The sequence below is a fragment of the Agromyces cerinus subsp. cerinus genome (assembly GCF_900142065.1).
GTDB lineage: Bacteria > Actinomycetota > Actinomycetes > Actinomycetales > Microbacteriaceae > Agromyces > Agromyces cerinus.
Genome location: NZ_FSRJ01000004.1, coordinates 570,428 through 596,812, shown reverse-complemented (window position 1 = coordinate 596,812; position 26,385 = coordinate 570,428). Strand labels below are relative to the sequence as shown.

The 26,385-nt window shown below is 70.5% G+C and carries 23 protein-coding genes and 1 tRNA gene; 18 read left to right on the top strand and 6 right to left on the bottom strand.

Annotated features, from left to right (window positions below; translation table 11 throughout):
• Positions 1-42: 42 nt before the first annotated feature.
• Positions 43-1,509 (bottom strand): NADP-dependent phosphogluconate dehydrogenase, encoded by a 1,467-nt coding sequence (gndA, locus tag BUR99_RS17040; protein ID WP_074261526.1) that lies wholly within the window; start codon positions 1,507-1,509, stop codon positions 43-45.
• A gap of 330 nt (positions 1,510-1,839) precedes the next feature.
• Between gndA and BUR99_RS17035 the strand changes: the two genes are divergently transcribed.
• Together BUR99_RS17035 and pth are read left to right on the top strand one after the other, a co-directional pair.
• Complete coding sequence (locus tag BUR99_RS17035; protein ID WP_074261525.1) at positions 1,840-2,472, top strand: 50S ribosomal protein L25/general stress protein Ctc; 633 nt, start codon at positions 1,840-1,842, stop codon at positions 2,470-2,472.
• Between the two features lie 147 nt (positions 2,473-2,619).
• Entirely contained in the window at positions 2,620-3,204 is a 585-nt protein-coding gene (gene pth / locus BUR99_RS17030) for an aminoacyl-tRNA hydrolase (protein WP_074261662.1), read from the top strand.
• Between the two features lie 61 nt (positions 3,205-3,265).
• Here pth and BUR99_RS17025 read toward each other — a convergent pair whose 3' ends face one another.
• Positions 3,266-4,009 (bottom strand): RNase H family protein, encoded by a 744-nt coding sequence (locus tag BUR99_RS17025; protein ID WP_074261524.1) that lies wholly within the window; start codon positions 4,007-4,009, stop codon positions 3,266-3,268.
• A gap of 154 nt (positions 4,010-4,163) precedes the next feature.
• On the opposite strand from BUR99_RS17025, the gene mfd reads away from it, so the two are divergent.
• On the top strand, positions 4,164-7,880 hold the full coding sequence (gene mfd / locus BUR99_RS17020; RefSeq protein ID WP_074261523.1) for a transcription-repair coupling factor: 3,717 nt from the start codon (positions 4,164-4,166) through the stop codon (positions 7,878-7,880).
• Here the strand turns inward: mfd and BUR99_RS17015 are convergent.
• Both BUR99_RS17015 and BUR99_RS17010 read right to left on the bottom strand, forming a co-directional pair.
• Positions 7,877-8,173, bottom strand: coding sequence for a hypothetical protein (locus tag BUR99_RS17015; RefSeq protein WP_074261522.1), 297 nt, complete (start codon positions 8,171-8,173; stop codon positions 7,877-7,879). The genes mfd and BUR99_RS17015 overlap by 4 nt on opposite strands.
• A gap of 132 nt (positions 8,174-8,305) precedes the next feature.
• A complete protein-coding gene (locus BUR99_RS17010) occupies positions 8,306-9,505 on the bottom strand; it encodes a Na+/H+ antiporter NhaA (RefSeq protein WP_074261521.1) in 1,200 nt (399 codons plus the stop codon).
• 165 nt (positions 9,506-9,670) lie between these two features.
• Between BUR99_RS17010 and BUR99_RS17005 the strand changes: the two genes are divergently transcribed.
• The 10 genes from BUR99_RS17005 (at position 9,671) to BUR99_RS16960 (ending at position 18,810) form a co-directional block, all read left to right on the top strand.
• On the top strand, positions 9,671-10,333 hold the full coding sequence (locus BUR99_RS17005; protein ID WP_074261520.1) for a LysE family transporter: 663 nt from the start codon (positions 9,671-9,673) through the stop codon (positions 10,331-10,333).
• Positions 10,334-10,404: 71 nt separating this feature from the next.
• The gene (locus BUR99_RS17000) at positions 10,405-11,070 is read left to right on the top strand and encodes a nucleoside triphosphate pyrophosphohydrolase (protein WP_074261519.1); all 666 of its coding nucleotides are present in this window, start codon (positions 10,405-10,407) and stop codon (positions 11,068-11,070) included.
• Between the two features lie 53 nt (positions 11,071-11,123).
• Positions 11,124-11,564, top strand: coding sequence for a DUF6841 family protein (locus BUR99_RS16995; RefSeq protein WP_074261518.1), 441 nt, complete (start codon positions 11,124-11,126; stop codon positions 11,562-11,564).
• A 102-nt stretch (positions 11,565-11,666) separates the two neighbouring features.
• Complete coding sequence (gene hisS / locus BUR99_RS16990; RefSeq protein ID WP_074261661.1) at positions 11,667-12,953, top strand: histidine--tRNA ligase; 1,287 nt, start codon at positions 11,667-11,669, stop codon at positions 12,951-12,953.
• A gap of 217 nt (positions 12,954-13,170) precedes the next feature.
• Positions 13,171-14,451, top strand: coding sequence for a phosphopyruvate hydratase (eno, locus tag BUR99_RS16985; protein WP_074261517.1), 1,281 nt, complete (start codon positions 13,171-13,173; stop codon positions 14,449-14,451).
• 78 nt (positions 14,452-14,529) lie between these two features.
• Complete coding sequence (locus tag BUR99_RS20580) at positions 14,530-15,327, top strand: FtsB family cell division protein (protein WP_234980891.1); 798 nt, start codon at positions 14,530-14,532, stop codon at positions 15,325-15,327.
• Positions 15,324-15,899 (top strand): DUF501 domain-containing protein, encoded by a 576-nt coding sequence (locus tag BUR99_RS16975; protein ID WP_074261516.1) that lies wholly within the window; start codon positions 15,324-15,326, stop codon positions 15,897-15,899. Before BUR99_RS20580 ends, BUR99_RS16975 begins: the two co-directional genes overlap by 4 nt.
• Entirely contained in the window at positions 15,896-17,227 is a 1,332-nt protein-coding gene (locus tag BUR99_RS16970; RefSeq protein ID WP_234980890.1) for a S8 family serine peptidase, read from the top strand. The genes BUR99_RS16975 and BUR99_RS16970 overlap by 4 nt, the downstream gene beginning before the upstream one ends.
• 49 nt (positions 17,228-17,276) lie before the next feature.
• Positions 17,277-18,683: an NAD(P)/FAD-dependent oxidoreductase gene (locus tag BUR99_RS16965; protein ID WP_074261515.1), complete on the top strand. Its 1,407-nt coding sequence runs from the start codon at positions 17,277-17,279 to the stop codon at positions 18,681-18,683.
• Positions 18,684-18,736: 53 nt separating this feature from the next.
• A tRNA-Leu gene (locus BUR99_RS16960) sits at positions 18,737-18,810 on the top strand.
• A 74-nt stretch (positions 18,811-18,884) separates the two neighbouring features.
• On the opposite strand, the gene BUR99_RS16955 is transcribed toward BUR99_RS16960, so the two are convergent.
• Positions 18,885-19,322 (bottom strand): iron chaperone, encoded by a 438-nt coding sequence (locus BUR99_RS16955; protein ID WP_074261658.1) that lies wholly within the window; start codon positions 19,320-19,322, stop codon positions 18,885-18,887.
• Between the two features lie 181 nt (positions 19,323-19,503).
• Here BUR99_RS16955 and wecB point away from each other — a divergent pair, with 181 nt between their 5' ends.
• Together wecB and BUR99_RS16945 are read left to right on the top strand one after the other, a co-directional pair.
• Positions 19,504-20,832 (top strand): non-hydrolyzing UDP-N-acetylglucosamine 2-epimerase, encoded by a 1,329-nt coding sequence (wecB, locus tag BUR99_RS16950; protein ID WP_074261514.1) that lies wholly within the window; start codon positions 19,504-19,506, stop codon positions 20,830-20,832.
• Positions 20,825-22,222: a glycosyltransferase family 2 protein gene (locus BUR99_RS16945; protein ID WP_074261513.1), complete on the top strand. Its 1,398-nt coding sequence runs from the start codon at positions 20,825-20,827 to the stop codon at positions 22,220-22,222. Before wecB ends, BUR99_RS16945 begins: the two co-directional genes overlap by 8 nt.
• Positions 22,223-22,228: 6 nt before the next feature.
• Here the strand turns inward: BUR99_RS16945 and BUR99_RS16940 are convergent, their stop codons facing one another.
• Complete coding sequence (locus BUR99_RS16940) at positions 22,229-23,155, bottom strand: Ppx/GppA phosphatase family protein (protein WP_074261512.1); 927 nt, start codon at positions 23,153-23,155, stop codon at positions 22,229-22,231.
• A gap of 86 nt (positions 23,156-23,241) precedes the next feature.
• Here BUR99_RS16940 and BUR99_RS16935 point away from each other — a divergent pair, with 86 nt between their 5' ends.
• Genes BUR99_RS16935 through BUR99_RS16925 form a run of 3 tightly spaced genes read left to right on the top strand, consistent with a single transcriptional unit; the run spans position 23,242 to position 26,362 of the window.
• The gene (locus BUR99_RS16935; RefSeq protein ID WP_084184090.1) at positions 23,242-23,838 is read left to right on the top strand and encodes a TetR/AcrR family transcriptional regulator; all 597 of its coding nucleotides are present in this window, start codon (positions 23,242-23,244) and stop codon (positions 23,836-23,838) included.
• On the top strand, positions 23,835-25,115 hold the full coding sequence (locus BUR99_RS16930) for an MFS transporter (protein ID WP_074261511.1): 1,281 nt from the start codon (positions 23,835-23,837) through the stop codon (positions 25,113-25,115). Before BUR99_RS16935 ends, BUR99_RS16930 begins: the two co-directional genes overlap by 4 nt.
• Entirely contained in the window at positions 25,115-26,362 is a 1,248-nt protein-coding gene (locus tag BUR99_RS16925; RefSeq protein ID WP_074261510.1) for an amino acid deaminase/aldolase, read from the top strand. The genes BUR99_RS16930 and BUR99_RS16925 overlap by 1 nt, the downstream gene beginning before the upstream one ends.
• Positions 26,363-26,385 lie beyond the last annotated feature (23 nt).

Sequence of the window (26,385 nt, the reverse complement as noted above, 5' to 3'; positions counted from 1 at the left end):
CTCACCCGCCTGTTCCGTGCTCGGTGTCGGTGCGCCGGGGCCTCAGTGCGAGGAGGGCGTGGTCTCGATCTCGGACCGGTCGCCCGACCAGAGCGTGTGGAAGACGCCCGGCCGGTCGACCCGCTTGTAGGTGTGCGCGCCGAAGAAGTCGCGCTGGCCCTGGATGAGGGCGGCCGGCAGGCGCTGTGCGCGCAGGCCGTCGTAGTAGGCGAGCGACGACGAGAACGCGGGCGTCGGGATGCCGGACTGCGCCGCGATCGCGACGACCCGGCGCCAGGCCTCCTGCGCACCCGCGACGGCATCGCGGAAGTACGGGGCGACGACGAGCGCGACGAGCGCGGGGTCGTCGGCGTAGGCGTCGGCGATGCGGTTCAGGAACCGGGCGCGGATGATGCATCCGGCGCGCCAGATCTTCGCGATGTCGCCCTTCTTGACGTCCCAGCCGTACTGCTCGGCGCCGGCGATGATCTCGTCGAAGCCCTGCGAGTAGGCGATGATCTTCGACGCGTAGAGCGCGAGGCGCACGTCTTCGATGAACGAGTCGGCGTCGCCGTCGGCGACCGTCCAGGCCTCGGCCGGGCCGGGCAGGTCGGATGCCGCTTCGCGCTGCGCGCGCTTCGAGGAGAGGCTGCGCGCGAAGACCGCCTCGGCGATGCCCGAGGTCGGCACGCCGAGGTCGAGGGCGTTCTGCACGGTCCATGCGCCGGTGCCCTTGGCGCCCGCCTCGTCGAGGATGACGTCGACGAGCGGCTCGCCGGTCGCCGCGTCCGTCTGGCGCAGCACCTCTGCCGTGATCTCGATGAGGTAGCTCTCGAGCTCGCCGGTGTTCCACTCGGCGAAGATGTCGGCGATCTCGGCGGGGGACTTGCCCGTGCCCTGGCGGATGAGGTCGTAGGCCTCGGCGATGAGCTGCATGTCGGCGTACTCGATGCCGTTGTGCACCATCTTGACGAAGTGGCCCGCACCGTCGGTGCCGACGTGGGTGACGCACGGCTCGCCCTCGGCGACCGCCGCGATCGAGGCGAGGATCGGGCCGAGCGTCTCGTAGGACTCGGCGGAGCCGCCGGGCATGATCGAGGGGCCGTTCAGCGCGCCCTCTTCGCCGCCCGAGATGCCGGTGCCGACGAAGTGGATGCCGGTGGGAGCGATCTCGCCTTCACGGCGGATCGTGTCGTGGAAGTTCGCGTTGCCGCCGTCGACGATGATGTCGCCCGGCTCGAAGCGGGCGACGAGCTCGGAGATGACCGCGTCGGTGCCCTTGCCCGCCTGCACCATGATGATCGCTGTGCGGGGCTTGGCGAGCGAGGCGACGAAGTCGTCGTAGCTCTCGGAGGCGACGAATCCGGCCTCGGGGTGTTCGGTCGTCAGCGTGCGGGTGCGCTCGGGGGAGCGGTTGAACACCGCGACGGTGTTGCCCTCACGGCTCGCGAGGTTGCGGGCGAGGTTGGACCCCATGACCGCGAGTCCGACGACGCCGATGTTTGCTGATGCTGATGCAGGCACGAACACTCTCCTCGTGAGTTTCTTGGGATCGACTCCAGCGTACTGTGAGCGAGGCTCACCGTTGCGCGGCGTTGCTGAGAGGTCTCGGGCGACGCGCGCCGGCGGGGCTGGTAGACTTCATGGTCGGTCATCTGCACCTCTGGTGCACTGGCCGTGAACTTCGGCGAGGGAGGCCCGGGTTCGTCCGCGTGAGCGGGCGCGACGGGTGTCCGTGATCGACGCGGTAGGAGCAGGCTCCACGGCTTTTCCTCACGCTTCTGCGCAGTCCGACTGCGCGCGTTCGAGTCGAAAACAACAGACCACGATCTGGGCCGCGAGCCCGCAAGGAGAGACATCATGGACGAAGACAACAAGGTCGTCGCAGACACCCGAGAGTCGTTCGGCAAGGGCGCTGCCCGCAAGCTGCGCGCCACCGGCAAGATCCCCGCCGTCGTCTACGGCCACGGCACCGAGCCGCGCCACATCGCGCTGCCCGCGCACCAGATCGGCCTGATCCTGCGCAAGGCCAACGCCGTGCTCGACCTGCAGATCGAGGGCAAGAGCCAGCTCGCCCTGGTCAAGGACGTGCAGAAGGACCCGGTGCACCAGGTCATCGAGCACCTCGACCTCATCGTCATCAAGAAGGGCGAGAAGGTCCAGGTCGAGGTTCCCGTGCACGTCGAGGGTGAGAGCGCCCCCGGCACGATCGCCGACGTCGACCAGCACACGCTGTCGCTCGAGGTCGAGGCGACGCACATCCCCGAGAACGTCGTCGTGAGCGTCGAGGGCCTCGAAGAGGGCACCCAGATCCTCGCCGGCGCCGTCGTGCTGCCCAAGGGTGCGACGCTGCTGACCGACCCCGAGGCGCTCGTCATCAACGTGCACACGCCGCAGAAGGTCGACCTCGGCGAGGAGGCCGCTGAGGCCGCAGCCGAGGGCGAAGCGACCGAGGAAGCGGCCGAAGCCGCTGCCGAAGAGGCTGCCGAGTAGCACTCGAACCACCGCGACGAGGCCCCGCCTCCCGCATCCGGGTACGCTCGGACTGCGGGGCGCGGGGCCTCGCCCGTTCCACACTCGCTCGGAGGCTCGATGGGAATCCTCGACCTGCTGCGCCCGCGCCGGAAGGACGACGACGCCATGCCCCAGAACACCTGGCTCGTGGTCGGCCTCGGCAACCCCGGGGCCCAATACGCCGGCAACCGGCACAATGTCGGCCAGATGGTCGCCGACGAGCTCGCTGCGCGCATCGGAGCGCCCTTCAAGAGCCACAAGACGCCGTCGCGCGTGGCCGAGGGATTCCTCCGCCCCGGCGGACCGAAGCTCGTGATCGCCAAGCCCAACAGCTACATGAACACCTCGGGCGGACCGGTCTCGGCCCTCCTGAAGTTCTACTCGCTGAGCCCCGAGCAGCTCATCGTCGTGCACGACGAGCTCGACCTGCCGTTCGACACCGTCCGGCTGAAGCAGGGCGGCGGGCACGGCGGGCACAACGGGCTCCGCGACATCCAGAAGGCGACGGATGCCGCGCCGTTCCTGCGCGTGCGCGTCGGCGTCGGCCGCCCGCCCGGACGTCAGGACCCGGCCGACTTCGTGCTCAAGGACTTCTCAGGCACCGAGCGCCAGACCCTGCCGAACCTGCTGTCGGATGCCGCCGACGCCGTCGAGGCGGTCGCGAGCGACGGCCTCGTGGCGGCGCAGCAGAAGTTCCACGCGCCGAACTGAGCGCGCGCCGAGGTTGCGCGCAGCGCGGCACGCTCGCACCGGGCCGGCGCCGGCCGTGCGATCAGATCAGCCGGCGGAGGAACTCCTCGGGCGAGAGCCCTTCGGCCTGAGCGCGCACGCGCAGCCGATCGATCTCCTCTGTGGAGAGCTCGAGCCTGACGCTGTGCCATGCCTCTGGCTCTTCGTCGAGGCTGAACAGGGCGTCGTCGAGTTCGGGCTCGATCTCGGGCCGGGCGAGTTCGAGCTCCGGTGCTCCGAGGTCGATCGGGTCGGGCAGGTCTTCGGACTCGATCGAGCCGGCGGGGCGCGAGTTCGGAGCCTTCGCGGCCGAGTCGTCGTCGCACTCGCTGCTCCAGCCCGGACCCGCAGGGATCTCGCGGCCGCGCTGGTAGGCCTCGGCGACCGCGCGGGCACGGGTATCGGCCGCTTCGTTGAGCGGGTGGCCGATGTGGCCCTTGACCCACTCGAAGCGGTATCGGCGGCCGGCGATCGCCTCGTCGATCTCCTGCAGCAGTTCGACGTTCATGACGGCCTTGCCGTCGGCCTTGCGCCAGCCCTTGCGCTTCCAGCCGGGCATCCACTTCGTCACCGAGTTGATCACGTACTGGCTGTCGCACTGCACGAGCAGCTCGTCATCGAGGTGCGCCGTGGCGCGGAAGAGCTCGAGCACCGCCTTCAGCTCGCCCTGGTTGTTGGTCGCGTGCTTCCAACCGCCGGCTGCCCAGCAGGAGTCGTCGACATACCAGGCCCAGCCTGCCGGGCCGGGGTTTCCGAGGGCCGATCCGTCGGCGGCGGCGGTGATCATTGCGGAGGCCTCCTGGCGTTTCGTCTGCGGCGCCCATCGTATCGGCCGGCACCGTCGCCCCGAGTCGGCCGATTCCGTATCGGCCGGCACCGACGCACTCCGCGTCCTTGATTCCCGCGGGAGAGGTGTCGCACGCGCCGCGTAGACTCGACGGGTGAACCTCCAGGGCTTTCTCACGGCGCTTTCGCGTGCCGAAACCATCGAAGCGGCACTCGCCGAAGCCCAGCGGAACGCAGACTTCTCGGCCCCCGCAGGCCTCGATGCCCCGCTGATCGCCGGCCTGCTGCAGCGGCGAGCCGATGCCGGCCTGCCGCCCGCGCTGCTCGCCATCACCGCGACGAGCCGTGAGGGCGAGTCGCTGCGCGCCTCGCTCGCGCCCTACCTGCCCGACGCCGAGCTCATCGAGTTCCCGGCATGGGAGACGCTGCCCCACGAGCGGCTGAGCCCCTCGGCCGAGACCGTCGGCCGCCGGCTCCATGCCCTGCGGCGCATGCACGATTGGGCCGAGGCCGGCTCGCGGCATCCGCTCGTCGTGGTCGCCTCGGTGCGCGCCGCGCTGCAGCCGCTCGCCGACAACCTCGCGTCGCTCGAACCCGTCGAGCTCGTCGCCGGCGGGCGCGGCTACAACCTCGCCGAGCTCGCGGTGCGACTCGTCGATCTCGCGTATGCACGCGTCGACATGGTCGCCCGCCGCGGCGAGTTCGCGGTGCGCGGCGGCATCCTCGACGTGTTCCCGCCCACGGCAGACCACCCGGTGCGCGTCGAGTTCTTCGGCGACGAGGTCGAGGAGCTGCGCGCGTTCTCGGTCGCCGACCAGAGGTCGCTGCCCGAGGTCGTCGAGCGCGTGTCGCTGCCGCCGAGCCGCGAGCTGCTGCTCACCGAGCCGGTGCGGCAGCGCGCCCGTGAGATGGTGCACGAGTTCCCGAGCCTCGCCGGGCTGCTCGAGAAGGTCTCCGAGGGCATCCCCGTCGAGGGCATGGAGTCGCTCGCACCCGCCCTGCTCGAACGACTCGTGCCGCTCGCGCACTACCTGCCTCTGGGCGCCGCCGTCGCGGTGCTCGAGCCCGAGCGCGTGGCCGGGCGCGCGGTCAACCTCGGCGAGACGAACCGCGAGTTCCTCGCCGCCGCCTGGAACGCCGCGACGGTCGGTGCCGCCGCGCCGATCGACCTCGCCGCCGGCGACTTCCTGACGGTGCGCCGGCTTCGGGATGCCGTGCTGTTCAGCGCTCCCGGTGAACCCGACCCGCAGCGCGTGTGGTGGAACTTCTCGGGCTTCGACATGGGCGACGCCGCCGAGGTCGTCGCGGCGGCCGGCGGGGAGGCCGAATCGCACCTGACCAGCTCCTCCGCAACGGTGCGCGTCGCGTCGAACGCGATGCCGAGCTTCCAGGGAAACGTCGCCGGCGCCGTCGATCACGCCGCGGAGCGCCTGCGCGACGGGTGGGCGCTCGTCGTGGCATCCGCCGGCCACGGTCTCGTCGAGCGCGCACGCGACGTGCTCGCGGAGGCGGGCCTCGCGGCCAGGCTCGTCGACGAGGTGCCGGCCGAGCTCGAGGCCGGGGTCGCCTACCTCGTGCAGGCCGACGCCGCGCACGGCTACGAGGTGCCCGAGGTCAAGCTTGGCCTCCTCGCGGAGTCCGAGTTCTACGGGCGAGCGGCAGGCTACGACGCGCGTCAGGGCAAGAAGCTCGCGAGCCGTCGCCGCAATGTCGTCGACCCGCTGCAGCTGAAGGCGGGCGACTTCGTCGTGCACCAGACGCACGGCATCGGCAAGTTCATCGAGATGGTGCAGCGCGAGGTCGCCACGGGCGCACGGCCGACCGGGCCGAGCCGCACCGCGGGCATCCAGCAGCAACCCACCGCGGTGCGCGAGTACCTCGTCATCGAGTACGCGCCTTCGAAGCGCGGGCATGCGGGCGACCGGCTCTTCGTGCCGACCGACCAGCTCGACCTGCTCTCGCGCTACGTCGGCGGCGAGGCGCCGTCGCTCTCGAAGATGGGCGGCAGCGACTGGGCGCAGGCCAAGGGCAAGGCCCGCAAGGCCGTGCGCGACATCGCCGTCTCGCTCGTGAAGCTCTACTCGGCGCGCATGGCGTCGAAGGGGCACGCGTTCGGGCCCGACACCCCGTGGCAGCACGAACTCGAAGAGGCGTTCCCGTTCACCGAGACGCCCGACCAGTTGCAGACGATCGACGAGGTCAAGGCCGACATGGAGCGGTCGATCCCCATGGACCGCCTGCTCGCCGGCGACGTCGGCTTCGGCAAGACCGAGGTCGCCGTGCGCGCCGCGTTCAAGGCGATCCAAGAGGGCAAGCAGGTCGCGATGCTCGTGCCGACGACACTCCTTGTGAAGCAGCACCTCGAGACGTTCAACGAGCGGTACGCGGGCTTCCCCGTGCACGTGCGCGCCCTCAGCCGGTTCCAGACCGACAAGGAGGCCCGCGACACGATCGCCGGGCTCGCCGACGGCACCGTCGACATGGTGATCGGCACGCACCGCATCCTCACCGAGAAGGTGACGTTCAAAGACGTCGGACTCGTCATCATCGACGAAGAGCAGCGATTCGGCGTCGAGCACAAGGACGCGCTGAAGAAGCTGAAGACCAACGTCGACATCCTCGCGATGAGCGCGACGCCCATTCCCCGCTCGCTCGAGATGGCCGTCACCGGCATCCGCGAGATGTCGACGCTCGCGACGCCGCCCGAAGACCGCCACCCGATCCTCACGTTCGTCGGGCCCTACTCCGACCAGCAGGTGGCCGCCGCCATCCGGCGCGAGATGCTCCGCGAGGGGCAGGTCTTCTTCGTGCACAACCGGGTCTCGTCGATCAACCGGGTCGCAGCGCAGCTCGCCGAGCTCGTGCCCGAGGCTCGCATCGCCGTCGCGCACGGCCAGCTGAACGAGCACGTGCTCGAGCAGATCGTCAACGACTTCTGGGAGCGCAAGTTCGACGTGCTCGTCTCGACGACCATCATCGAGACCGGCCTCGACATCACGAACGCGAACACGATCATCATCGACCGGGCCGACAAGTACGGGCTCAGCCAGCTGCACCAGCTGCGAGGCCGCGTGGGTCGAGGCCGCGAGCGCGCCTACGGCTACTTCCTCTACGACCCGGCGAAGCCGCTCTCCGAGACCGCGCACGACCGGCTCTCGACGATCGCGGCGAACAACGAGCTCGGCAGCGGCATGCAGGTCGCCCTGAAGGACCTCGAGATCCGCGGTGCGGGCAACCTGCTCGGCGCCGAGCAGGCCGGCCACATCGCCGGCGTCGGCTTCGACCTCTATCTGCGCATGATCGGCGAGGCGGTCTCCGCGTTCCGCGGTGACGTCGCGACCGGCCAGACCGAGCTGCGGCTCGAACTGCCCGTCGACGCGCACATCCCCGAGGACTACGTCGACTCCGAGCGGCTGCGCCTCGAGGCCTACCAGAAGCTCTCGGCCGCGAGCGGACCGGCCGCGAAGGAGGGCCAGATCGACCAGGTCGTCGACGAGCTCGTCGACCGCTACGGCGAGCCGCCCGAGCAGGTCAAGCACCTCGTGGCGATCTCGAGGCTCCGCCGCGAGGCGCAGCGCGCCGGGCTCTCCGACGTCATCGCGACCGGTTCGAAGCTGCGCATCGCGCCCGCGAACATCCCCGACTCGCGGCGCGTGCGGCTCGAGCGCATGTACCCGGGCGCCAAGCACTTCGCCCAGAACGACGTGATCCTCGTGCCGTTCCCCGTCACGAACGGCGAACTGCCGAGCGACGGCGACCTCATCGACTGGGTGTCACGGCTCATCACGGCGATCTTCCCGATCCCCGAGGCGCCGGCGACGGATGCCGCGGGCGCCGGCAGTGCCGCGATCGTCGACGGGGCAGCCGGCTAGACCTTCAGGTGACCCCACTCGGCGAGGAACTCCTCGACCGACATCGTTTCGAGGTCGGCGTTGATCGCACGCAGCAGGGCATCGGCCTCGTCGAGCGACCCGGCCCGCGTGCGGATCACCGGAGCATCGGTGCTCGTTCGCACGACCACGAGGTCGGCGATCGACGGCCCACCGAGCCCGGTGGCCTCGCCCGCGAGGAGCAGCACGGCGTGCCACGCCTTGCCGAGTCCCCGGCGCCGAGTCTCCCGCAGTTCGGCGCGAAGGAACCGGGCGGCGGGCGTGCTGTCGCTCATCCGTCCAGTCTGGTCCATCGGCCACTCGCCACAGGAGCGGTGACCTGCGCACGTTCGGAGCCGAGCCGGCGGGCGGGCCCGAAATCGCGCAGATCTCCGAAATCGCGCAGATCTCCGAAGCCGCGGTGCCCCTCAGCGCGAGAACGCGCCGCCGACGCCGGCGTGACCGCCGTGCCGCTTGTAGTGGCGCGAGCGCAGGCTCACGACGATCGCAGAGACGACGATCGCGACCCCCGAGCCGAGCAGCACGGCGAGCGTGCCCTCATCGGCGACCTCGGGCAGCCCGACGAACGCGAGTTCGTTCATGAGCAGCGACACGGTGAAGCCGATGCCGCCGAGCGCGCCGACGACGAACAGGTCGCCGAGGGTGAGCGGAATCCCGGCGCGGCGCCGCACCACGAGCGCGCCGAGGCCGCCCGCCACCATGATGCCGATGATCTTGCCGACCGGAAGTCCGATGAGGATGCCCCAGAACGCCGGGTCGAGTTCGCTCGGCTGCACCTGCGGCACGGCGACCATCGCAGCCGAGAACGCGAACAGCGGCAGGATCACCCCGTTCGACCACGGCTCGAGCGCGTGCACGGCCCGGCCGCCGGGCCGACGTGCCATGACGAGGCCGAGGGCGACGCCCGCGATCGTCGCGTGCACGCCCGACTGGTAGACGAAGTACCACGCGAGTGCGCCGAGCACGACCAGCACGAGCACGATCGGCCACTGCGGCTTGCGTGAGAGGATCCACGCCGAGCGGGGCTTCATCATGCGGCTGACCGCGCCGAACAGTGCGATCGCGATGCCGGCGAAGCCGATCGACGCGAGGTTCGCGTCGGCGGTGAAGAAGAAGGCGATGATCAGGATCGCGATGAGGTCGTCGAGCACGGCCAGGGCGAGCAGGAACACCCGCACGCGCGTCGGGATCCAGGTGCCGAACATGGCGAGCACCCCGAGGGCGAAGGCGATGTCGGTCGCCGTGGGGATGGGCCATCCGTCGACCGTGTCGGTGCCGGCCGTGAAGGCGAAGAAGATGAGGGCGGGCACGACGACCCCGCCGACCGCGGCGATCGCCGGCAGTAGGGCCTTCGACAGGCTGTTGAGCTCGCCGATGACGAGCTCGCGCTTCAGCTCGACCGCGACGATGAAGAAGAAGATCGCGAGCAGCCCGTCGCTGATCCAGTGGCCGGCCGACAGGTCGAGGCCGAGCCACGGCAGGTCGATGTGCGCGTTCTTGAGCTCGATGAGCGCCGGCCCGAACGAGAGGTTCGCGACCAGGAGGCCGAGCACGGCGGCGATGAGGAGGAGGGCGGCGGCCCAGCGCTCGGAGCGGAGGAAGTTCATATCGGACTCCAGGAAGTCACGTGCACGAGCTGCATGAGAAGCGCGCACGACAAGGCGGGACGATGACGACGGTCTCCCGTCGGCCGACCAGACTTCCCGGCACTCCTCAGGGCAGTCTACGTGCGGCCGACGGTCGGGGCCGATCGCCGCGCCTACGCTGGTGCAGTGCAACTCTCGCTCTGGGCGACGCTCCTCGCCGCCTGCTTCGTCATCAGCTTCACCCCGGGCGCGGGCGCGATCAACACGATGGGCAACTCCCTGAACGTGGGGTTCCGGCGCTCGATCTGGGGCATCCTCGGCCAGCAGGCCGCCCTCGTCGTGCACATCCTGATCGTCGCCGCCGGTCTCGGAGTGCTCGTCGCCGGGTCGCCCGTCGCCTTCGAGATCATCCGCTACGCGGGCGCCGCCTACCTCGTGTACCTCGGCATCCGGCAACTGCTCGCGAAGCCGCAGCAGCCGGCCGCCGCCGACGACGATCACGAGGACGAGACGGATGACGCGCGGCCGGCGCCGAACGCCGGCGCCGAGTCGCGCTGGTCGATGTTCCGAAGGGGTCTCTGGGTGAACCTCCTGAACCCCAAGGCCATCGTCTTCTTCCTCGCGTTCCTGCCGCAGTTCATCCGCCCGGAGCTGCCGCTCCTGCCGCAGTACCTGATCGTCGGCCTGACCGTCGTGGTCGTCGACGTGATCGTGATGTGGGGCTTCTTCGCGGTGGCTGCCCACAGCCTGCGGCGGTTCACCCGCTCGGTGCGCGGCCAGCGCGTGCTGAACGGTGTCTTCGGCACGCTGTTCATCGCCGTGGGCGTGCTGCTCGCCGTCGTGCACTGAGCGCCTTCGGGCAACGTGCATCGTCGACGCGCACGGGCGCGCGCGTGACGGCCTGCACCTAGGCTGCCGGTATGAGCGCAGCGCACCCCGGACTCGACGAACTCATCGACACGGTGGCCCTGCTCCGGGCCCCGGGCGGCTGCCCGTGGGACGCGGATCAGACCCACGAGAGCCTCGTGCAGTACCTCGTCGAGGAGAGCTGGGAGCTCATCGACGCGATCGAGTCGGGCAATCGCGAGGAGATGATCGAAGAGCTCGGCGACGTGCTCTACCAGGTGCTCTTCCACGCAGATCTCGCCGCCCACACCGACGGCGAGCGCTTCGACATCGACGACGTGGCCCGACACATGACCGCCAAGATGGTGTCGCGTCATCCGCATGTCTTCGGCGATCGCGAAGCCGAGACGGCTGCCGACGTCGTCGCCTTCTGGGACGAGCTGAAGGCCGACGAGAAGCCGCACCGCACGAGCGTGCTCGACGGCATCCCGCGGGGCATGCCGGCGCTCGCGCTCGCGCAGAAGGTGCTCGGCAAGGCCGAGAAGGTCGGCGTGACGGATGCCTCGGCGCAGGTCGCTCCCGCCACGGAGGACGAGCTCGGCCGTGTGCTGCTCGGGCTCGTGGCATCCGCTCGATCGCAGGGGCTCGATGCGGAGCGCGCACTGCGCACCGCCGTTCGCGGCCTCGAAGACGAGGTGCGCGCCGCCGAAGAGTCGCGCGCCGCTTCTCGCGCCGACTGACGCGCCGATGTGATGCCTCGCGGATGCCCCGGCGCGGGCGTAGCGTCTGACTCATGGGCATCGAGGACTGGCGGCTCGAGGAGTTCTTCGACCGGTACGCCGAGGCGCAGCGCGACTTCGACGCCGAGGCCACCGCACGGTTCTGGGGGCTGCCCGGCATGGTGATCTCCGACGACTTCGCCGGCGCGCTCGAGAGCCGGGCCGACATGGCGACCGGGCTCTCGTCGTCGTATCCGCTGCACCGGCGGCTCGGGTTCGCCTCGATCGTGCCCGAGCTGCGGGCAGTGAGCTCGCTCACCGACGTCATCTCCCTGGTGCGGGTGCGCTGGAGCCACCTCGATGCGGACGACGAGCTCATCGTGACGAGCGACGTCGAGTACCTCGTGCGCGACGACGCAGATGGACTCCGCATCTACGTCGCGGTCGGCATCGACGAGGCGGACGCGCTGCGACGGGCTGCGGCGGCCAAGGGGATCGAGCTCGACGCGGGCTGAGACGGCTGCACTCGGTCCGCCCGTGCCGCGCTCGTCGCGGGCGGGTCGCCCCCGTCGGCGGCGCGCAGCGAACGACGGCCGCGTGCTGGAAGAATGGTCGGCATGGCTGCCTCCGTCACCCCTCCGCGCGGCATGCGCGACTTCCTCCCGGCCGAGAAGGCCCGTCGCGAGCACGCCCTCGGCGTGATCCGCGGGGTGTATGCGGCGCACGGCTTCGACGAGATCGAGACGCCCGTGATGGAGGACTCGAGCCGCCTGCACGCGGGGCTCGGCGGTGACAACGAGAAGCTCGCCTTCGCCGTCATGAAGCGCGGCCTCACCGGCGACGACCTCGCGCGCGCCGCGGCATCCGGCGACGCCCTCTCGCTCGCCGACCTCGGCCTGCGCTACGACCTCACGGTGCCGCTCGCCCGGTTCTACGCGACGCACCGAGCCGCCCTGCCGCCCGTGTTCCGCTCGATCCAGATCGCGCCGGTGTGGCGCGCCGAGCGCCCGCAGAAGGGCCGTTACCGGCAGTTCGTGCAGTGCGACATCGACATCATCGGCGAGGCGGGCGCGCTCGCCGAGCTCGAACTGCTCACGGCGACGGTCGCGACGCTCGACGCGCTCGGCCTCTCGGGCTGCACGATCCGCCTGAACGACCGGCGCATCCTCGCGGGCATCCTCGGCTCGTGGGGCGTGCCCGACGAGCTCCGCGAACGCGCGCTCATCACGATCGACAAGCTCGACAAGATCGGCACCGGGGGAGTGGCGGCCGAGCTCGCCGAGCTCGGCATCGTCACGGGCGATGCGGATGTCGCGGCCGAGCTCGAGGCGCTCACGAACGCCGACTGGCACCTCGCGGATCGCCAGGCGTCGCCGACCGGGCAGAGTGTGCCCCCGCCCTCGTGGCTCGACGGCGAGGCATACGCCGACCTGCTCGCGCTGCGCGCGGCCCTGCCCGACGCGGCCATCGAGTTCGACCCGACCCTCGTGCGCGGAATGGGCTACTACACGGGCACGATCTTCGAGATCGCCCACCCCGACTACGGCTATTCGCTCGGCGGCGGCGGCCGCTACGACGGCATGATCGGGCGCTTCCTCGGCCAGGAGGTGCCCGCGTGCGGCTTCTCGATCGGCTTCGAGCGCATCGTCGACCTGCTCGCCGTGCGCGACGAGGAGCGCCCGCGCGCGGTCGTGCTCGTCTACGACGCGGATGTCCCGGCCGCTCGCCTGCTCGAGCTGAAGCGCGAGCTCGTGGCATCCGGTTCGCGCGTGCGTCTCGAGCGCCGCGTCAAGAACCTGCGGGCGCTGCTCGACCGCGTGACCGCCGACGGCTTCGACGCGTTCGCGCCGGTTGGCGCCGAGACGACGGATGCCGCGTCGCTCGCGTTCCGCGACCTCGGCTGACGCCGCCCCTGCACCGCACCGGAGATCTGCGCGCCTCGGGGTGCCCGCACCCGAGACGCTCCGTGATCGTGCAGATCTCCGATCGCGCGGTGCATCAGACGTGCCTCCGGACGGGCGGTGCACGCCGCAAGCACGAGACATCCTCGACCTCTAGACTGGCTGGCGGATCACGACGGAGTCGTCCGCTGCACACCCACCCATCACAGAGGAGTTCACTGTGGCAATCATCGAAGCTGTAGGCGCACGCGAGATTCTCGACTCGCGCGGCAACCCGACCGTCGAGGTCGAGGTGCTGCTCGACGACGGCTCGCTGGCCCGCGCCGCGGTGCCCTCGGGCGCATCGACCGGTGCCTTCGAGGCATACGAGCTGCGCGACGGCGACAACGACCGCTACCTCGGCAAGGGCGTGCAGAAGGCCGTCGACGCCGTGCTCGACGACCTCGGCCCGGCCATCGAAGACCTCGACGCCGCCGACCAGCGCCTCGTCGACGCCGCGCTCATCGAGGCCGACGGCACCGAGAACAAGAGCCGTCTCGGCGCCAACGCCATCCTCGGCGTGAGCCTCGCCGTCGCGAAGGCCGCCGCCGACTCGGCCGACCTGCCGCTCTTCCGCTACCTCGGCGGCCCGAACGCCCACGTGCTGCCCGTGCCGATGATGAACATCATCAACGGCGGTGCGCACGCCGACACCGGTGTCGACATCCAGGAGTTCATGGTGCTGCCGATCGGCGCGCCGAGCTACTCCGAGGGCCTCCGCTGGGGCGTCGAGACCTACCACGCCCTCAAGAGCCTGCTGAAGGCCAAGGGCCTCTCGACCGGTCTCGGCGACGAGGGCGGCTTCGCCCCCGACTTCGCCCACAACCGCGCGGCGCTCGACTTCATCTCCGAGGCGATCGAGAAGGCCGGCTTCAAGCTCGGCACCGACCTCGCGCTCGGCCTCGACGTCGCGGCGAGCGAGTTCTACGAGAACGGCGTCTACACGTTCGAGGGCAAGGAGCGCACGTCGGCCGAGATGAACGCGTACTACGCCGAGCTCGCCGCCGCGTACCCGCTCGTGTCGATCGAGGACCCGCTCGACGAGTCCGACTGGGACGGATGGGCCGCGCTCACGGCCGAGATCGGCACGAAGCTGCAGCTCGTCGGCGACGACCTGTTCGTCACCAACCCGAAGCGCCTCGCCGAGGGCATCGCGAAGCACACCGGCAACTCGATCCTCGTCAAGGTGAACCAGATCGGCACCCTGACCGAGACCCTCGACGCCGTCACGCTCGCGCAGCGCTCGGGCTACACCGCCGTCATGTCGCACCGCTCGGGCGAGACCGAGGACACGACGATCGCCGACCTCGCGGTCGCGACCGACTGCGGTCAGATCAAGACGGGCGCGCCCGCCCGCAGCGAGCGAGTCGCCAAGTACAATCAGCTTCTGAGGATCGAAGAGGAACTCGGTGAGGCCGCGGTGTACGCCGGCCGCACGGCGTTCCCCCGCTACACGGCCTAGACAGCATCACGCGTGACGGGGGCGGCCGAGTGGCCGCCCCCGTCGTCGCGTTTCCGGGTGCGATGACGAGGAGGGGCGATGCGCGACGACACCGGTCGTTCCGGCCGCACCCCGAGGCGCCCGACGGTGCCGACCCCGAAGCCGCCGGCGAAGCGCGGCTCGGCATCGGCCGGCACGGGTTCGACTTCGACCTCGAAGGCCTCGAGCGCGAAGTCGACGGCATCCGCGAAGTCGACGGCTTCCGCGAAGTCGACGGCTTCCGCGAAGTCGACGGCATCCGCCAAGTCGACGGCTTCGAAGCAGGCCGGTTCGGCGAAGCAGTCAGCCTCGGCGAAGCCGAAGAGCTCCGCGAAGTCCGCCGCAGGGCGGGCCCCGGCCGGGCAGGGCGCCGCATCCGGCGCAGGTTGGCTCAGCGGCATCCGATTCTCAGGTTTCTCCCTCATCATGATGGGAGTGCTCGTGCTCGCCGTCGTGGTGCTCGCGCCGACGATCACGGCGTTCGCACAGCAGCGGCAGCAGATCGCCGAGCTCCGCGCCGCCGTCTCCGCCCAGGAGGAGGAGGTGCAGCGCCTGCGCGATGAACGCGAGCGCTGGAACGACGACACGTTCATCGTGACCCAGGCGCGCGAGCGCCTGTACTACGTGATGCCGGGCGAGGTGAGCTACCTCGTCATCGACGACCGAACGGCAGCGGCGAAGGCGGATGCCACGACCGAGGTCTCAGCCGAAGTGACCGAATCGAAGGGTGACTGGATGACCACCCTGCTCGGCTCGGTGCTGACCGCCGGGCTCGCGCCCGACGCCGCGCCCCCCGCGGATCCCGCTCCGACCCCCACGACACCGCCCGCAGATCCCGCAGCCGAGGAGACCCGATGACCCGCCCGCCATTCGAACCGGTGAGCGAGCGCGACGTGCGCATCGTCTCGGCCCAGCTCGGTCGCCCGGCCCGTGACGTGGTGGGCATCGCGGCACGCTGCGTGTGCGGCGCGCCGACGGTCGTCGCCACGGCGCCGCGGCTCTCCGACGGCACGCCCTTCCCGACGTTCTACTACCTCTCGCACCCGGCGGCGACCGCCGCGATGTCGTTCCTCGAGGCCGCGCAGCTCATGGTGGAGTGCACCGAACTGTTGGCCGCCGACGCCGAGGTCGCCGAGGCGTACGGCCGCGCCCACCGCGACTACCTCGCCGACCGCGAGTCGATCGCCGTCGTGCCCGAGCTCGCCGGAATCTCCGCGGGCGGCATGCCCACGCGGGTGAAGTGCCTGCACGCCCTCGTGGCGCACACGCTCGCCGCGGGACCCGGGGCGAATCCGATGGGCGACATCGCGCTCGAACGCTCGACCTGGTCGCCCGACGTCTGCCGTTGCCCCGACTATGGCGTCGACGAGGCGCCCGCATCCGCAGCGGGCGACGCGCCGCACGGCGCTTCGGAAGGATCCCTCGGGTGAAGCCGTCGACGCGCCTGAACCGCTCCGAACGCCCCGCGCGTTCCGGGCGGCCCGGGCGCGCCCGCCGGCCGCTGGCACTCCTCGTGCGCGCCACCGCGACGCTCGCAGCGGCGACGATGCTCACCGTCACCGGAGCCGGCGCGGCCCACGCCGACCTCGTGCGCGACTACGAGTACTGGCTCGCCGACTACGGCTTCACGACCGCCTGGAACACCACCAAGGGCGAGGGCGTCACGGTCGCGGTCATCGACACGGGCGTGAACGGCAACGTCGCCGAACTCCGCGGCGCGGTCGTCGGCGGCACGGATGTCTCGGGCCTCGGCACACCCGACGGCCAGACGCCCGTCGGAGACGACGACACCCACGGCACGATGGTCGCCGGCCTCCTCGGCGGTCGCGGCACGGGGGAGGGCAGCGGCGTGATCGGCACCGCACCCGAGGCCGACCTGCTCACCGTCTCGGTCGCGTTCGGTCAGGACACCGGGGCGGCGAAGTCGAACGACGACCAGATCGCCGAAGCGGTGCGCTGGGCGGTCGACAACGGCGCCGACGTCATCAACATGTCGCTGACCCGCAACACCCCCGACTGGCCCGAGAGCTGGGACGACGCGTTCATGTACGCCTTCGACCACGACGTCGTCATCGTCGCGGCCGCGGGCAACCGGGGCAGCGGCACGAGCCAGGTCGGGGCGCCCGCGACGATTCCCGGCGTGCTCACCGTGGCCGGCGTCGACAAGGACAAGAACGCGAGCCTCGACGCGAGCTCCCAGGGCATCTCGATCGCCGTGGCCGCGCCGAGCGAAGACCTCGTCGGCGTGCTGCCCGACGGCAGCCACGTGCAGTGGGACGGCACGAGCGGGGCCGCGCCCATCGTGACCGGCCTCGTCGCGCTGATCCGCTCCGAGTACCCCGACCTCGATGCCGCGAACGTCATCAACCGGCTCATCGCGACCGCCGACCCCAACGGGCAGGCGGTTCCGAGCGCCCTGTACGGGTACGGCCTGATCGATCCGGTCGCCGCGCTCGATTCGGACGTGCCGAAGGTCGACGAGAATCCGCTCGGCAGCCTGTCGGAGTGGATCACCCTGCACCGACGGGCCGAGGTCCAGACCCCCGACGACAGCGAGGCCGATCAGCCGATCGTGCCCATGGCCGACCCGCCACTGCCACGCTCCGACGGCGCGATGACCCTGCTTCCGACGCAGTGGACGCTCGCCTACATCACGGTGCCGCTCTCACTCGTCGCAGGGTTTGGTACGCTAGCAGCGCTGTTGGGCATCGGCGCCACTCGGCATACCAGGCGGACTGTCCGCATTCGCGAGCAGTGATCGCACGCAAATCAGCCCGCACGTTCCAAAACTGAGGAGTCCATTCACCGTGCCCAAGATTCTCATCGTCGGCGGTGGCTATGCGGGGTTCTACACGGCGTGGAAGCTCGAGAAGTGGCTGCGTGCCGGCGAGGCCGAGGTGACGATCGTCGACCCGCTGCCGTACATGACGTACCAGCCGTTCCTGCCCGAGGTTGCGGCAGGGTCGATCGAGCCGCGCCACTCCGTGGTCGCGCAGCGTCGTCACCTGAAGAAGACCAACGTGGTGACCGCGAAGGTCACGCGCATCGATCACGCGGCGAAGACCGCGACGATCACGCCCGAGCTCGGTGAGCCGTGGCAGTTCGACTACGACGTCGTCATCGTCACGGGCGGCGCGGTCTCGCGCACCTTCCCGATCCCGGGCATCGCCGACAACGCGATCGGCCTCAAGTCGGTCGAAGAGGCCGTCGCGATCCGCGACCGCGTGCTCACGAACTTCGACAAGGCCTCGAACCTTCCTCCCGGTCCCGAGCGCGAGCGACTGCTCACGTTCGTCGTCGTCGGCGGCGGCTTCGCGGGCATCGAGGTGTTCGCCGAGCTCCGCTCCTTCGCGAGCTCGCTGCTCGAGTACTACCCGCAGCTCACCTTCGATGAGACGCACTTCCACCTCATCGAGGCCATGGGGCGCATCATGCCCGAGGTCTCCCTCGAGACGAGCCACTGGGTCATCAAGCACCTCGCCCAGCGCGGTGCCGAGATCCACCTCGACACGCAGCTCACGAGCGCGGTCGACGGCGTCATCGAGCTGTCGACGGGCGAGAGCTTCGAGACCGACCTCATCGTCTGGACCGCCGGCGTCATGGCGAACCCCGCCATCGTGCGGTCGAGCGACCTGCCCGTCGAAGAGCGCGGCCGCATCAAGACCCGTGCCGACCTCCGCGTCGGCGACGACGAGGACTTCGTGGCCGATGCCTGGGCCGCCGGCGACATCGCTGCCGTCCCCGACCTCACCGGCGGCGGCGTCGGCGGCTACTGCGTGCCGAACGCCCAGCACGCCGTGCGTCAGGGCAAGCTGCTCGCGAAGAACGTCGTCGCGGTCCTCCGCGGCGAGGAGCCGAAGCAGTACTTCCACAAGAACCTGGGTGCCGTCGCCGGTCTCGGCATCGGCTCGGGCGTCTTCCAGTCGGGCAAGATCGCGATCAAGGGCCTGCCGGCCTGGTTCGCGCACCGCGGCTACCACGGCCTGGCCATGCCCAGCTGGGAGCGAAAGTTCCGCGTCTTCTGGGGCTGGTGGAACAACTTCTGGCTCGGCCGCGACATCGTCTCGCTGAGCGCCGTGCAGCAGCCGCGCGCCCAGTTCGAGCTGTTCGCCGCGCGTCCGAAGCCGCCGGCGGTCGAGGCGCCGGTTCCGGCTGCCGAGCCCGCGGCGAAGGCCGACAAGCCGGTCAAGAAAGAGGCCGTCGCCGCCAAGTAGCGACGACTCCCTGACTATGCTGTGACGCGGCGCCGCCCTTCGGGCGGCGCCGCGCTCCCGTAGCCCAACCGGCAGAGGCAGGCGACTTAAACTCGCCTCAGTCTGGGTTCGAATCCCAGCGGGAGCACCGACGAGGTGCGCCCGTTCGACCGCGGCGTGCGCCGCCTGCCGCCCCGCGCCGCGGGCATCAGACGGCGGCGGTCAGCTCACTGCCTTGCGCACGAGTTCCGTGAGCTTCGCCTCGACTGCCGGCGTCCAGTTGCGCACGGCGAAGCCGATGGGCCACAGGTCGCCGTCGTCGAGGTTCGCCCGGTCCTCGAAGCCGATGGTCGCGTACCGGGTCTTGAACTTCGCGGCCGCCTGGATGAAGACGACGATCTTGCCCTCGGCGTTCGCGAAGCCGGGCATGCCGTAGTAGGTCTTGGGCACGAGGTCGGGCGCGACCGCGGTGACGACCTTGTAGAGCCCTTCGGCGAGCGACTTGTCCGCGGGCTCCATCTCGGCGATCGCCTCGAGCACCGCCTTGTCACCGGCCGCGCGGTTCTTGCCGGCCTTCTCCTGCTCGCGCAGCTCCTTGGCGCGCTGCTTGACGGCGTCGCGTTCTTCCTTGCTGAGCCCTCCGGACGTGTCCGTTGCCATCGTCATGCTCCCTTCAGGGGTTCTCATCGGTGCCGCCGCATCGGGCGGGTCGTCGATCTCAGGCTATGCGGATGCCGCGGCTCAGCGCTTCTCCAATCCTGATCGATCCGAGAATCCCCTCCCACCCATCGACGGCGAGTGCCTCCACCACTCGTCGCTGCTCGTGTCCTACGGTGGGCGGATGGGGGAGAACACCGCACAGGGCCCGCTCGTCGCCGTCTTCGTCGTCGGCACACGACCCGAGGCGATCAAGATGCTGCCGGTCATCCGCGCCTTCCGTGAGAGCAGCCGCTTCAGCGCGTTCGTCGTGTCGACGGGGCAGCACGCCGCGCTCGTCGCGGATGTGCTCGCCCTGGGTGGCATCGAACCCGACGTCACCTTCGAGACGGCGGCGGCGGGACGCAGCCTCAACCAGCTCTTCGCCGATGTGCTCGGCGGCATGAGCCGGGTCTTCGAGCAGTTCGGTCCGACCCGCGAGACGAACTACGGTGCACCGCCCGACGGGTTTCCGATCGCGTGCTTCGTGCACGGCGACACGTCCAGTGCGGCGGCAGCGGCGTTGGCGGCGTTCCACACCAGAGTGCCCGTCGTGCACGTCGAGGCGGGGCTGCGCACGGATGACACGCTCTCGCCGTTTCCCGAGGAGTTGAACCGCCAGCTCATCTCGCGCATCGCCGCGCTCCACCTCGCCCCGACCTTCCGGAACGAGCAGAACCTGATCCTCGAGGGGATCGACGAGGGGCGCATCTTCGTCAGCGGCAACACCGCGATCGACGCGCTGTTCTTCGCCGCGTCGCTCGACGTGCCCTACGGAGTGGCGGGGCTCGACGATCTCGAATACGACATCACGACGCGCGTCGTGGTGGTGACCGCGCACCGGCGGGAGAACTGGGGCGATCCGCTCGAGCGCATCGCGGGCGCGGTCGCGACACTCGCTGAAGCGTATCCCGACGTGCGATTCGTCGTGCCGCTGCATCCGAATCCAGCGGTGCAGGAGGTGCTGCGCCGCCACCTGGCGCCGCACGCGAATGCATCGCTGGTGGCGTCGATGGGCTACGCCGGGTTCTCCCGCCTGCTCGGTCGCGCCGCATTCGTCATCAGCGATTCGGGCGGCATCCAGGAGGAGGCACCGGCGCTCGGAAAGCCCGTGCTGGTGCTGCGGGAGACCACGGAGCGACAGGAGGGCGTCGAGGCCGGCACCGTCGAACTCGTGGGCTCCGACCCCGAGCTCATCGTCTCCAGCGCATCGCGCCTGCTCGACGACCCGAGGGCGTATGCGCGGCGCTCCGCACGCTCCAACCCGTACGGAGACGGGCACGCGGCCGAGCGGATCCGCGCCCTCACCGAGCACGTCGTGTTCGGCCGTCGGGCTCCGCAGCAGTTCGGCGCCGGCATCGACCGGATCGGGGTGCTGCGCGCGGCGGGATACCTCGAGGATCCGGCCGACGAGCTCGGCCAGGCATACCGAGACGGCATCGCCGACGGCCTCGGCGGTGTTGCGAGTGCTTGAGCCGATCGTCTGGAGCGAGCTGTTCGCCGGAGTGCCCGTCGCCTTCCAGGTGCTCTTCTGGATCGCGCTGACCCTGACGGTGATCTCCTTCGTCTCCATCGCCAGCCTCGCGGTCGCCGGGTTCCGTTACCGGCGGGGCCGTCGGCGCCCGATCCTCGAAGGTGCGCCGGGCGAAGACGACTTCCTCTGGGTCTTCGTGGTGCCGGCACTCGATGAAGAGGTGACGATCGCCGACAGTGTCGCGCGACTCCTCGACGCCGAAGCGCATCGCGCGGTCGTCCTGGTCGTCGACGACGGATCGACCGACCGTACGGGTGAGATCCTGCGCGGCATCGACGACCCTCGCCTCCGCGTGCTGACCCGAACTGCGCCGAACGCGCGACGCGGCAAGGCCGCGGCGCTCAACGAGGCGTACCGGCACATCCGCGACGAGCTGTTGACCGAGCCCGGCTTCAGCGGGATCGCCGACGATCGGGTGATCGTCGGCATCATCGACGCCGACGGCCGCCTCGAGCGGCATGCGCCCGCCCGGGTCGCCTGGCATTTCGCCGACCCGCGCACGGCCGGGGTGCAGGTGCTCGTGCGCATCTACAATGCGAACCGGTTCCTGACCTGGGCGCAGGACGTCGAGTTCTCGTCGTTCGGGCTCGTCTACCAGGCCGGTCGCGCGTCGTGGGGGACGGCCAACATGGGCGGCAACGGTCAGTTCAACCGGCTCTCGGCGCTCACGTCGATCGCGGTCGACGACGGGCCATGGCGCGACCGGCTCACGGAGGACCAGGACCTCGGAGTGCGGCTCCTGCAGGCCGGTTGGCGCGGAGGGCAGGAGAACGGCGCCGCCATCGACCAGCAGGGGGTTCCCGCGATTCGACGGCTCTACCGGCAGCGCGTGCGCTGGGCGCAGGGCGGCTGGCAGGCGCTCGGGCTGATCGGCGGGTCGGCGCGCCTCGAGCAGGGGCCGATCGCCAGGATCGACGCCGTGCACTACCTGCTCACGCCGGTGCTCATCTCGATCGCCGGGCTCGACTTCTTCGCAACGATCGTGCTCGCCGTCGTGCTTCAGGTACCGGTCGTCCCGGCATCGTTGACGATCTTCCTGCTGTTCCTCACGCTCGGCTTCGGTCCGGGCTTCATCACGCTCTCCCTGCGGGGTCGTGGCATCCGCGGCCTCCTGCTCGCCCTCGTCGAGACGGTGCCCTACGCCGTCTACACGTGGATCGTGTTCCCGGTCTTCCTCACTGCGCTCGCTCGGCACTGGACGGGCCGCACGAACTGGGCGAAGACCGCGCGCGAAGCGATCGGGCCCCGACTGCCGGACCCGGCCGACCCCCTCGCATCAGACGGCTCGGGACGGACGAACGTCGAGGGGCAGGCGCAGCCCAGGCCATGACCCGCGTCAGGTGAGTCGATCGAGGCGGCGGAGGATGAGTCCCTCGCGGAGCGCCCACGGCGACACCTCGAGCTCGTCGACGCCGAAGGCGCGCATCGTCTCCGAGAGCACGACGGCACCGGCCACGATCTGGAAGGTGCGGTCGGCGGTGATGCCGGGCAGGGCGGGCCTGGCGTCTGCGGGGATGCGCGCGAGCCGGGGCGTCCAGTCGTCGAGGCCGTCGCGGGTCAGGATGCTGCGCTCGGTGTCGCCGAATCCGTCTTCGATGCTGCCGGCCAGACGGGCGAGCGAGCGGATGGTCTTCGAGGAGCCGACCACGTGGTTCGGCGACGGCAGGGCCTTGAACGGTTCGACGGCCTCGGCGAGCACCTCGCGCGCGTGGGCGCGGAGCCGCGCGACCTGTTCGGGCGAGGGCGGGTCGTCGGGCAGGAACGAGATCGTCGAGCGCCCGGCGCCGAGGGGGAGCGACCGCGCGACATCCGGCACCTCGTCGATGCCCTGCGCGAGCTCCAGCGAACCGCCGCCGATGTCGAAGAGCAGCAGACGCCCGGCCGACCAGCCGTACCAGCGCCGCACGGCGAGGTAGGTGAGTCGCGACTCGTCGTCACCCGAGAGCACCTGCAGGCGCACGCCGGTCTCGCGCTCGACGAGATCGAGCACGGCCTCGCCGTTCGCCGCCTCGCGGATGGCCGAGGTCGCGAACGCGAGCAGCTCCTCGATGCCGGCCTCGCCAGCAGCGGATGCCGCTCCGCCGACCGCCGTGAGGATGGCGGCGACGCCCTCGGAGCTGATGGCGCCGTCGGGCTCGAGGTAGCGCATGAGGCGCAGCACGGACTTGTGCGAGGCTGTCGGTATGGGGCGTGCGCCAGGGTGCGCTTCGACGACCAGCAGGTGCACCGTGTTGGAACCGACGTCGAGGACTCCGAGGCGCATGCTGCGAGCGTAACGGTTTTCGTGCATACTGATGCGACTGGGACGATCGTCCCACTTCAGTCGTCGACGGTGTCGAAAGGAGTCGCATGGCCCGCATCCCCGCTTCAGAACGGCGTGCCGCGCTCGTACAGGCGGCACTCCGCGTGGTGTCCCAGCGCGGAATCGCGCAAGCAACGACCCGGGCGATCGTCGCCGAGGCCGGCATGTCGCTGGCGAGCTTCCACTACGCGTTCGACTCGCGCGACGAGCTCATCGACGAGCTCATCACGACGGTCGTCGCCCGCGAGCAGGAGGCGGTGCTGCCCGACGACCTGCAGGGGCACGACATCCGCGACATGCTCGAGGCGGGGCTGCTGCGCTACTTCGACCACCTCCGCGGCGATCCCGAGCACGAGCAGGCGATGCTCGAACTCACCCAGTACGCGCTGCGCTCGCCCGAACGGCATCCGCTCGCCATCGCCCAGTACGACCGGTACACCGAGCTCGGCGCGAGGTCGCTCTCGGCCGCGGCCGAACTCGCGGGCGTCTCCTGGACCACACCCGTCGAGCAGGTCGCACGGGTCCTCATCGCCTTCACCGACGGGCTCACCCTCACGTGGCTCGTCACCCGCGACGACGACGTCGCACGGTCGGTCGCGCACGCGGCCGCCGACGCCCTTTCGAGAATGGCCGAGCCCCGATGACGAGCCTCGATTCCGCGCCCAACGCGGCGCACCCCACCACCGCCGCGCTCGGCGAGCCGGTCCGCCGCGTCTCCGCCGGCTGGATCGCTTCGTTCGCGACGGTCTGGCTGGGCATCTGGATGGCGCAGCTCACCCCGGTGCAGCTGCTCCTGCCGGCGCAGATCGATGCGCAGCTCAAGCCCGACAACTGGGTCGACAGCGTCGTCGCGTTCGGCATCATCTCGGGCATCGCCGCCGTCGCGACGATCATCGCCTACCCGCTCACGGGTGCGCTCTCCGACCGCACGACGTCGCGCTTCGGCCGCCGCCGCCCGTGGATCGCGATCGGCGCCGTCGTCTTCGGTCTCTCGCTCGTCACGCTCGGGCAGCAGACCGAGATCTGGGCGATCGGGGCGACGTGGGTCGCGGCATCCGTCGGCTTCTGCATCATGACCGCCGCGCTCACCGCGACGATCTCCGACCAGGTGCCCGTCAACCAGCGCGGCTTCGTCTCCGGCTGGATGTCGGCGCCGCAGGCGGTCGGCATCATCGTCGGACTCGTGCTCGTGACCGAGCTCGTCACCGACGCCTCGCTCGGCTACATCCTGCTCGCGGTGATCCTCGTCGTGCTCGCCGTGCCGTTCCTCTTCCGGGCCGACCAGCCGCTCGCACCGACCGAGCGGGTGCGGGTCACGGCCAAGGGCATCCTCAGCGGGTTCTGGATCAGCCCGCGCAAGCACCCCGACTTCGGCTGGACCCTGCTGAGCCGCGTGCTCGTCTCGGTCGGCAACGCGCTCGGCACGAGCCTGCTGCTCTACTTCCTGATGTTCCAGCTGAAGGACGAGAACGCCGAGGACGACCTCATCGTGCTCACGCTCATCTACATGGTGTTCGTGATCCTCGCCTCGCTCATCCTCGGAAAGCTCTCCGACAAGCTCGGCCGCCGCAAGCTGTTCGTCTTCATCGCGTCTGGGCTCCAGGGCGTCGCGGCGCTCATGCTCGGTCTCTTCCCCGACCTCACCGTCGCGATGATCGGTGCGGGCCTCCTCGGCCTCGGCTACGGCTGCTTCCTCTCGGTCGACCAGGCGCTCGCGACGCAGGTGCTGCCCGACGCCGCCTCCCGCGGCAAGGACCTCGGCATCATGAACATCGCCTCGGCCGTGCCTCAGGCGATCGCCCCGATGATCGGCGCCGCTGCCGTGGTCGTGTCGGGCTCGTTCATGCTCGTCTTCCTGCTCGGCGCCGCGTTCTCGTTCGCCGGTGCGTTCGCCGTCGCGCGGGTTCGGAGCGTGCGCTGATGACGATCGACCTGCGCAAGACCGGCACGCCGGCATCGGATGCCTCCGACTGGCTGCACCCCGACAAGTACTGGCCGTCGCTGACCGCCGCCACCGCCCACCTCGACGCCCCCGTCGGAGCACTCCACCTCGGGGCGCTGCGGCACAACGCGCTCGACATGCTGCGCCGGGCGCACGGCACGCCGATCCGCGTGGCCTCGAAGTCGCTGCGCGTGCGCGGCATCGTCGAGGCGCTGCTCGCCATGCCGGGCTACCACGGCGTGCTCGCGTACACGCTCGCCGAGGCGCTCTGGCTCGCCGAGACCGTCGACGACGTCGTGGTCGGCTACCCGACCGCCGAACGCGCGGCCATCCGCCGGCTCGCGAGCGACCCCGAGCTCGCCAAGCGGGTGACGCTCATGGTCGACTCTCCGGCGCAGCTCGACCTCGTCGACGCGGTGCTGCCGCCGGGCAAGCGCGAGTCGATCCGCGTGTGCCTCGAGCTCGACGCCTCGTGGAACGCACCGCTCCTCGGTCACCTCGGTGTGCGCCGTTCGCCCGTGCACGCCCCCGAAGACGCCGCGGCGCTCGCCGCGTACATCGTGAAGCGCCCCGGCTTCGAGCTCGTCGGCATGATGGCCTACGAGGCGCAGATCGCCGGCGTCGTGAACCAGCCCGCCGGTCGCCCGGTCGACGGTGCCGTGAACCGCTGGATGCAGTCGCGCTCGATGCCCGAGCTGCGCGAGCGTCGCGGCCGTGCCGTGGCCGCCGTGCGCGAGATCGTGGAACTGGAGTTCGTCAACGGCGGCGGCACGGGTTCGCTCGAGGCGACCCATGCCGACACCTCGGTGACCGAGATCGCGGCCGGCTCCGGCATCTTCGGCGGTCACCTCTTCGACGGCTACCAGCACTTCACCCCGGCGCCCGCCGCAGCATGGGCCCTCGACATCGTGCGCCGCCCGAGCCGCGACCACGCGACGATCCTCGGCGGCGGCTGGGTCGCCTCCGGCCCGCCCTCCGCCGACCGACTGCCGAAGATCGTGTGGCCCGAAGGCCTCGTGATGGAACCGCGGGAGATGGCCGGCGAGGTGCAGACCCCCGTGAGCGGCCCGGCGGCACGTCGCATGAAGGTCGGCGACCGCGTGTGGCTGCGTCACACGAAGTCGGGCGAGCTGGCCGAGCACCTGAACGAGTTCGCCGTGGTCGATGCGGGCGAAGTCGTCGACACCATCCCGACGTATCGGGGAGAAGGGAAGGCGTTCCTGTGACCGTTGCGGGAGCCGTTTGGCAG

Bases quoted from the DNA above. Each gene is read 5' to 3' on its own strand.
- BUR99_RS17035 (WP_074261525.1), top strand. From the start codon at position 1,840: ATGGACGAAGACAACAAGGTCGTCGCAGACACCCGAGAGTCGTTCGGC.
- pth (WP_074261662.1), top strand. From the start codon at position 2,620: ATGCCCCAGAACACCTGGCTCGTGGTCGGCCTCGGCAACCCCGGGGCC.
- BUR99_RS17025 (WP_074261524.1), bottom strand. From the start codon at position 4,009: ATGATCACCGCCGCCGCCGACGGATCGGCCCTCGGAAACCCCGGCCCG.
- BUR99_RS17015 (WP_074261522.1), bottom strand. From the start codon at position 8,173: ATGAGCGACAGCACGCCCGCCGCCCGGTTCCTTCGCGCCGAACTGCGG.
- BUR99_RS17010 (WP_074261521.1), bottom strand. From the start codon at position 9,505: ATGAACTTCCTCCGCTCCGAGCGCTGGGCCGCCGCCCTCCTCCTCATC.
- BUR99_RS17000 (WP_074261519.1), top strand. From the start codon at position 10,405: ATGAGCGCAGCGCACCCCGGACTCGACGAACTCATCGACACGGTGGCC.
- BUR99_RS16995 (WP_074261518.1), top strand. From the start codon at position 11,124: ATGGGCATCGAGGACTGGCGGCTCGAGGAGTTCTTCGACCGGTACGCC.
- hisS (WP_074261661.1), top strand. From the start codon at position 11,667: ATGGCTGCCTCCGTCACCCCTCCGCGCGGCATGCGCGACTTCCTCCCG.
- BUR99_RS20580 (WP_234980891.1), top strand. From the start codon at position 14,530: ATGCGCGACGACACCGGTCGTTCCGGCCGCACCCCGAGGCGCCCGACG.
- BUR99_RS16975 (WP_074261516.1), top strand. From the start codon at position 15,324: ATGACCCGCCCGCCATTCGAACCGGTGAGCGAGCGCGACGTGCGCATC.
- BUR99_RS16955 (WP_074261658.1), bottom strand. From the start codon at position 19,322: ATGGCAACGGACACGTCCGGAGGGCTCAGCAAGGAAGAACGCGACGCC.
- wecB (WP_074261514.1), top strand. From the start codon at position 19,504: ATGGGGGAGAACACCGCACAGGGCCCGCTCGTCGCCGTCTTCGTCGTC.
- BUR99_RS16940 (WP_074261512.1), bottom strand. From the start codon at position 23,155: ATGCGCCTCGGAGTCCTCGACGTCGGTTCCAACACGGTGCACCTGCTG.
- BUR99_RS16935 (WP_084184090.1), top strand. From the start codon at position 23,242: ATGGCCCGCATCCCCGCTTCAGAACGGCGTGCCGCGCTCGTACAGGCG.
- BUR99_RS16930 (WP_074261511.1), top strand. From the start codon at position 23,835: ATGACGAGCCTCGATTCCGCGCCCAACGCGGCGCACCCCACCACCGCC.
- BUR99_RS16925 (WP_074261510.1), top strand. From the start codon at position 25,115: ATGACGATCGACCTGCGCAAGACCGGCACGCCGGCATCGGATGCCTCC.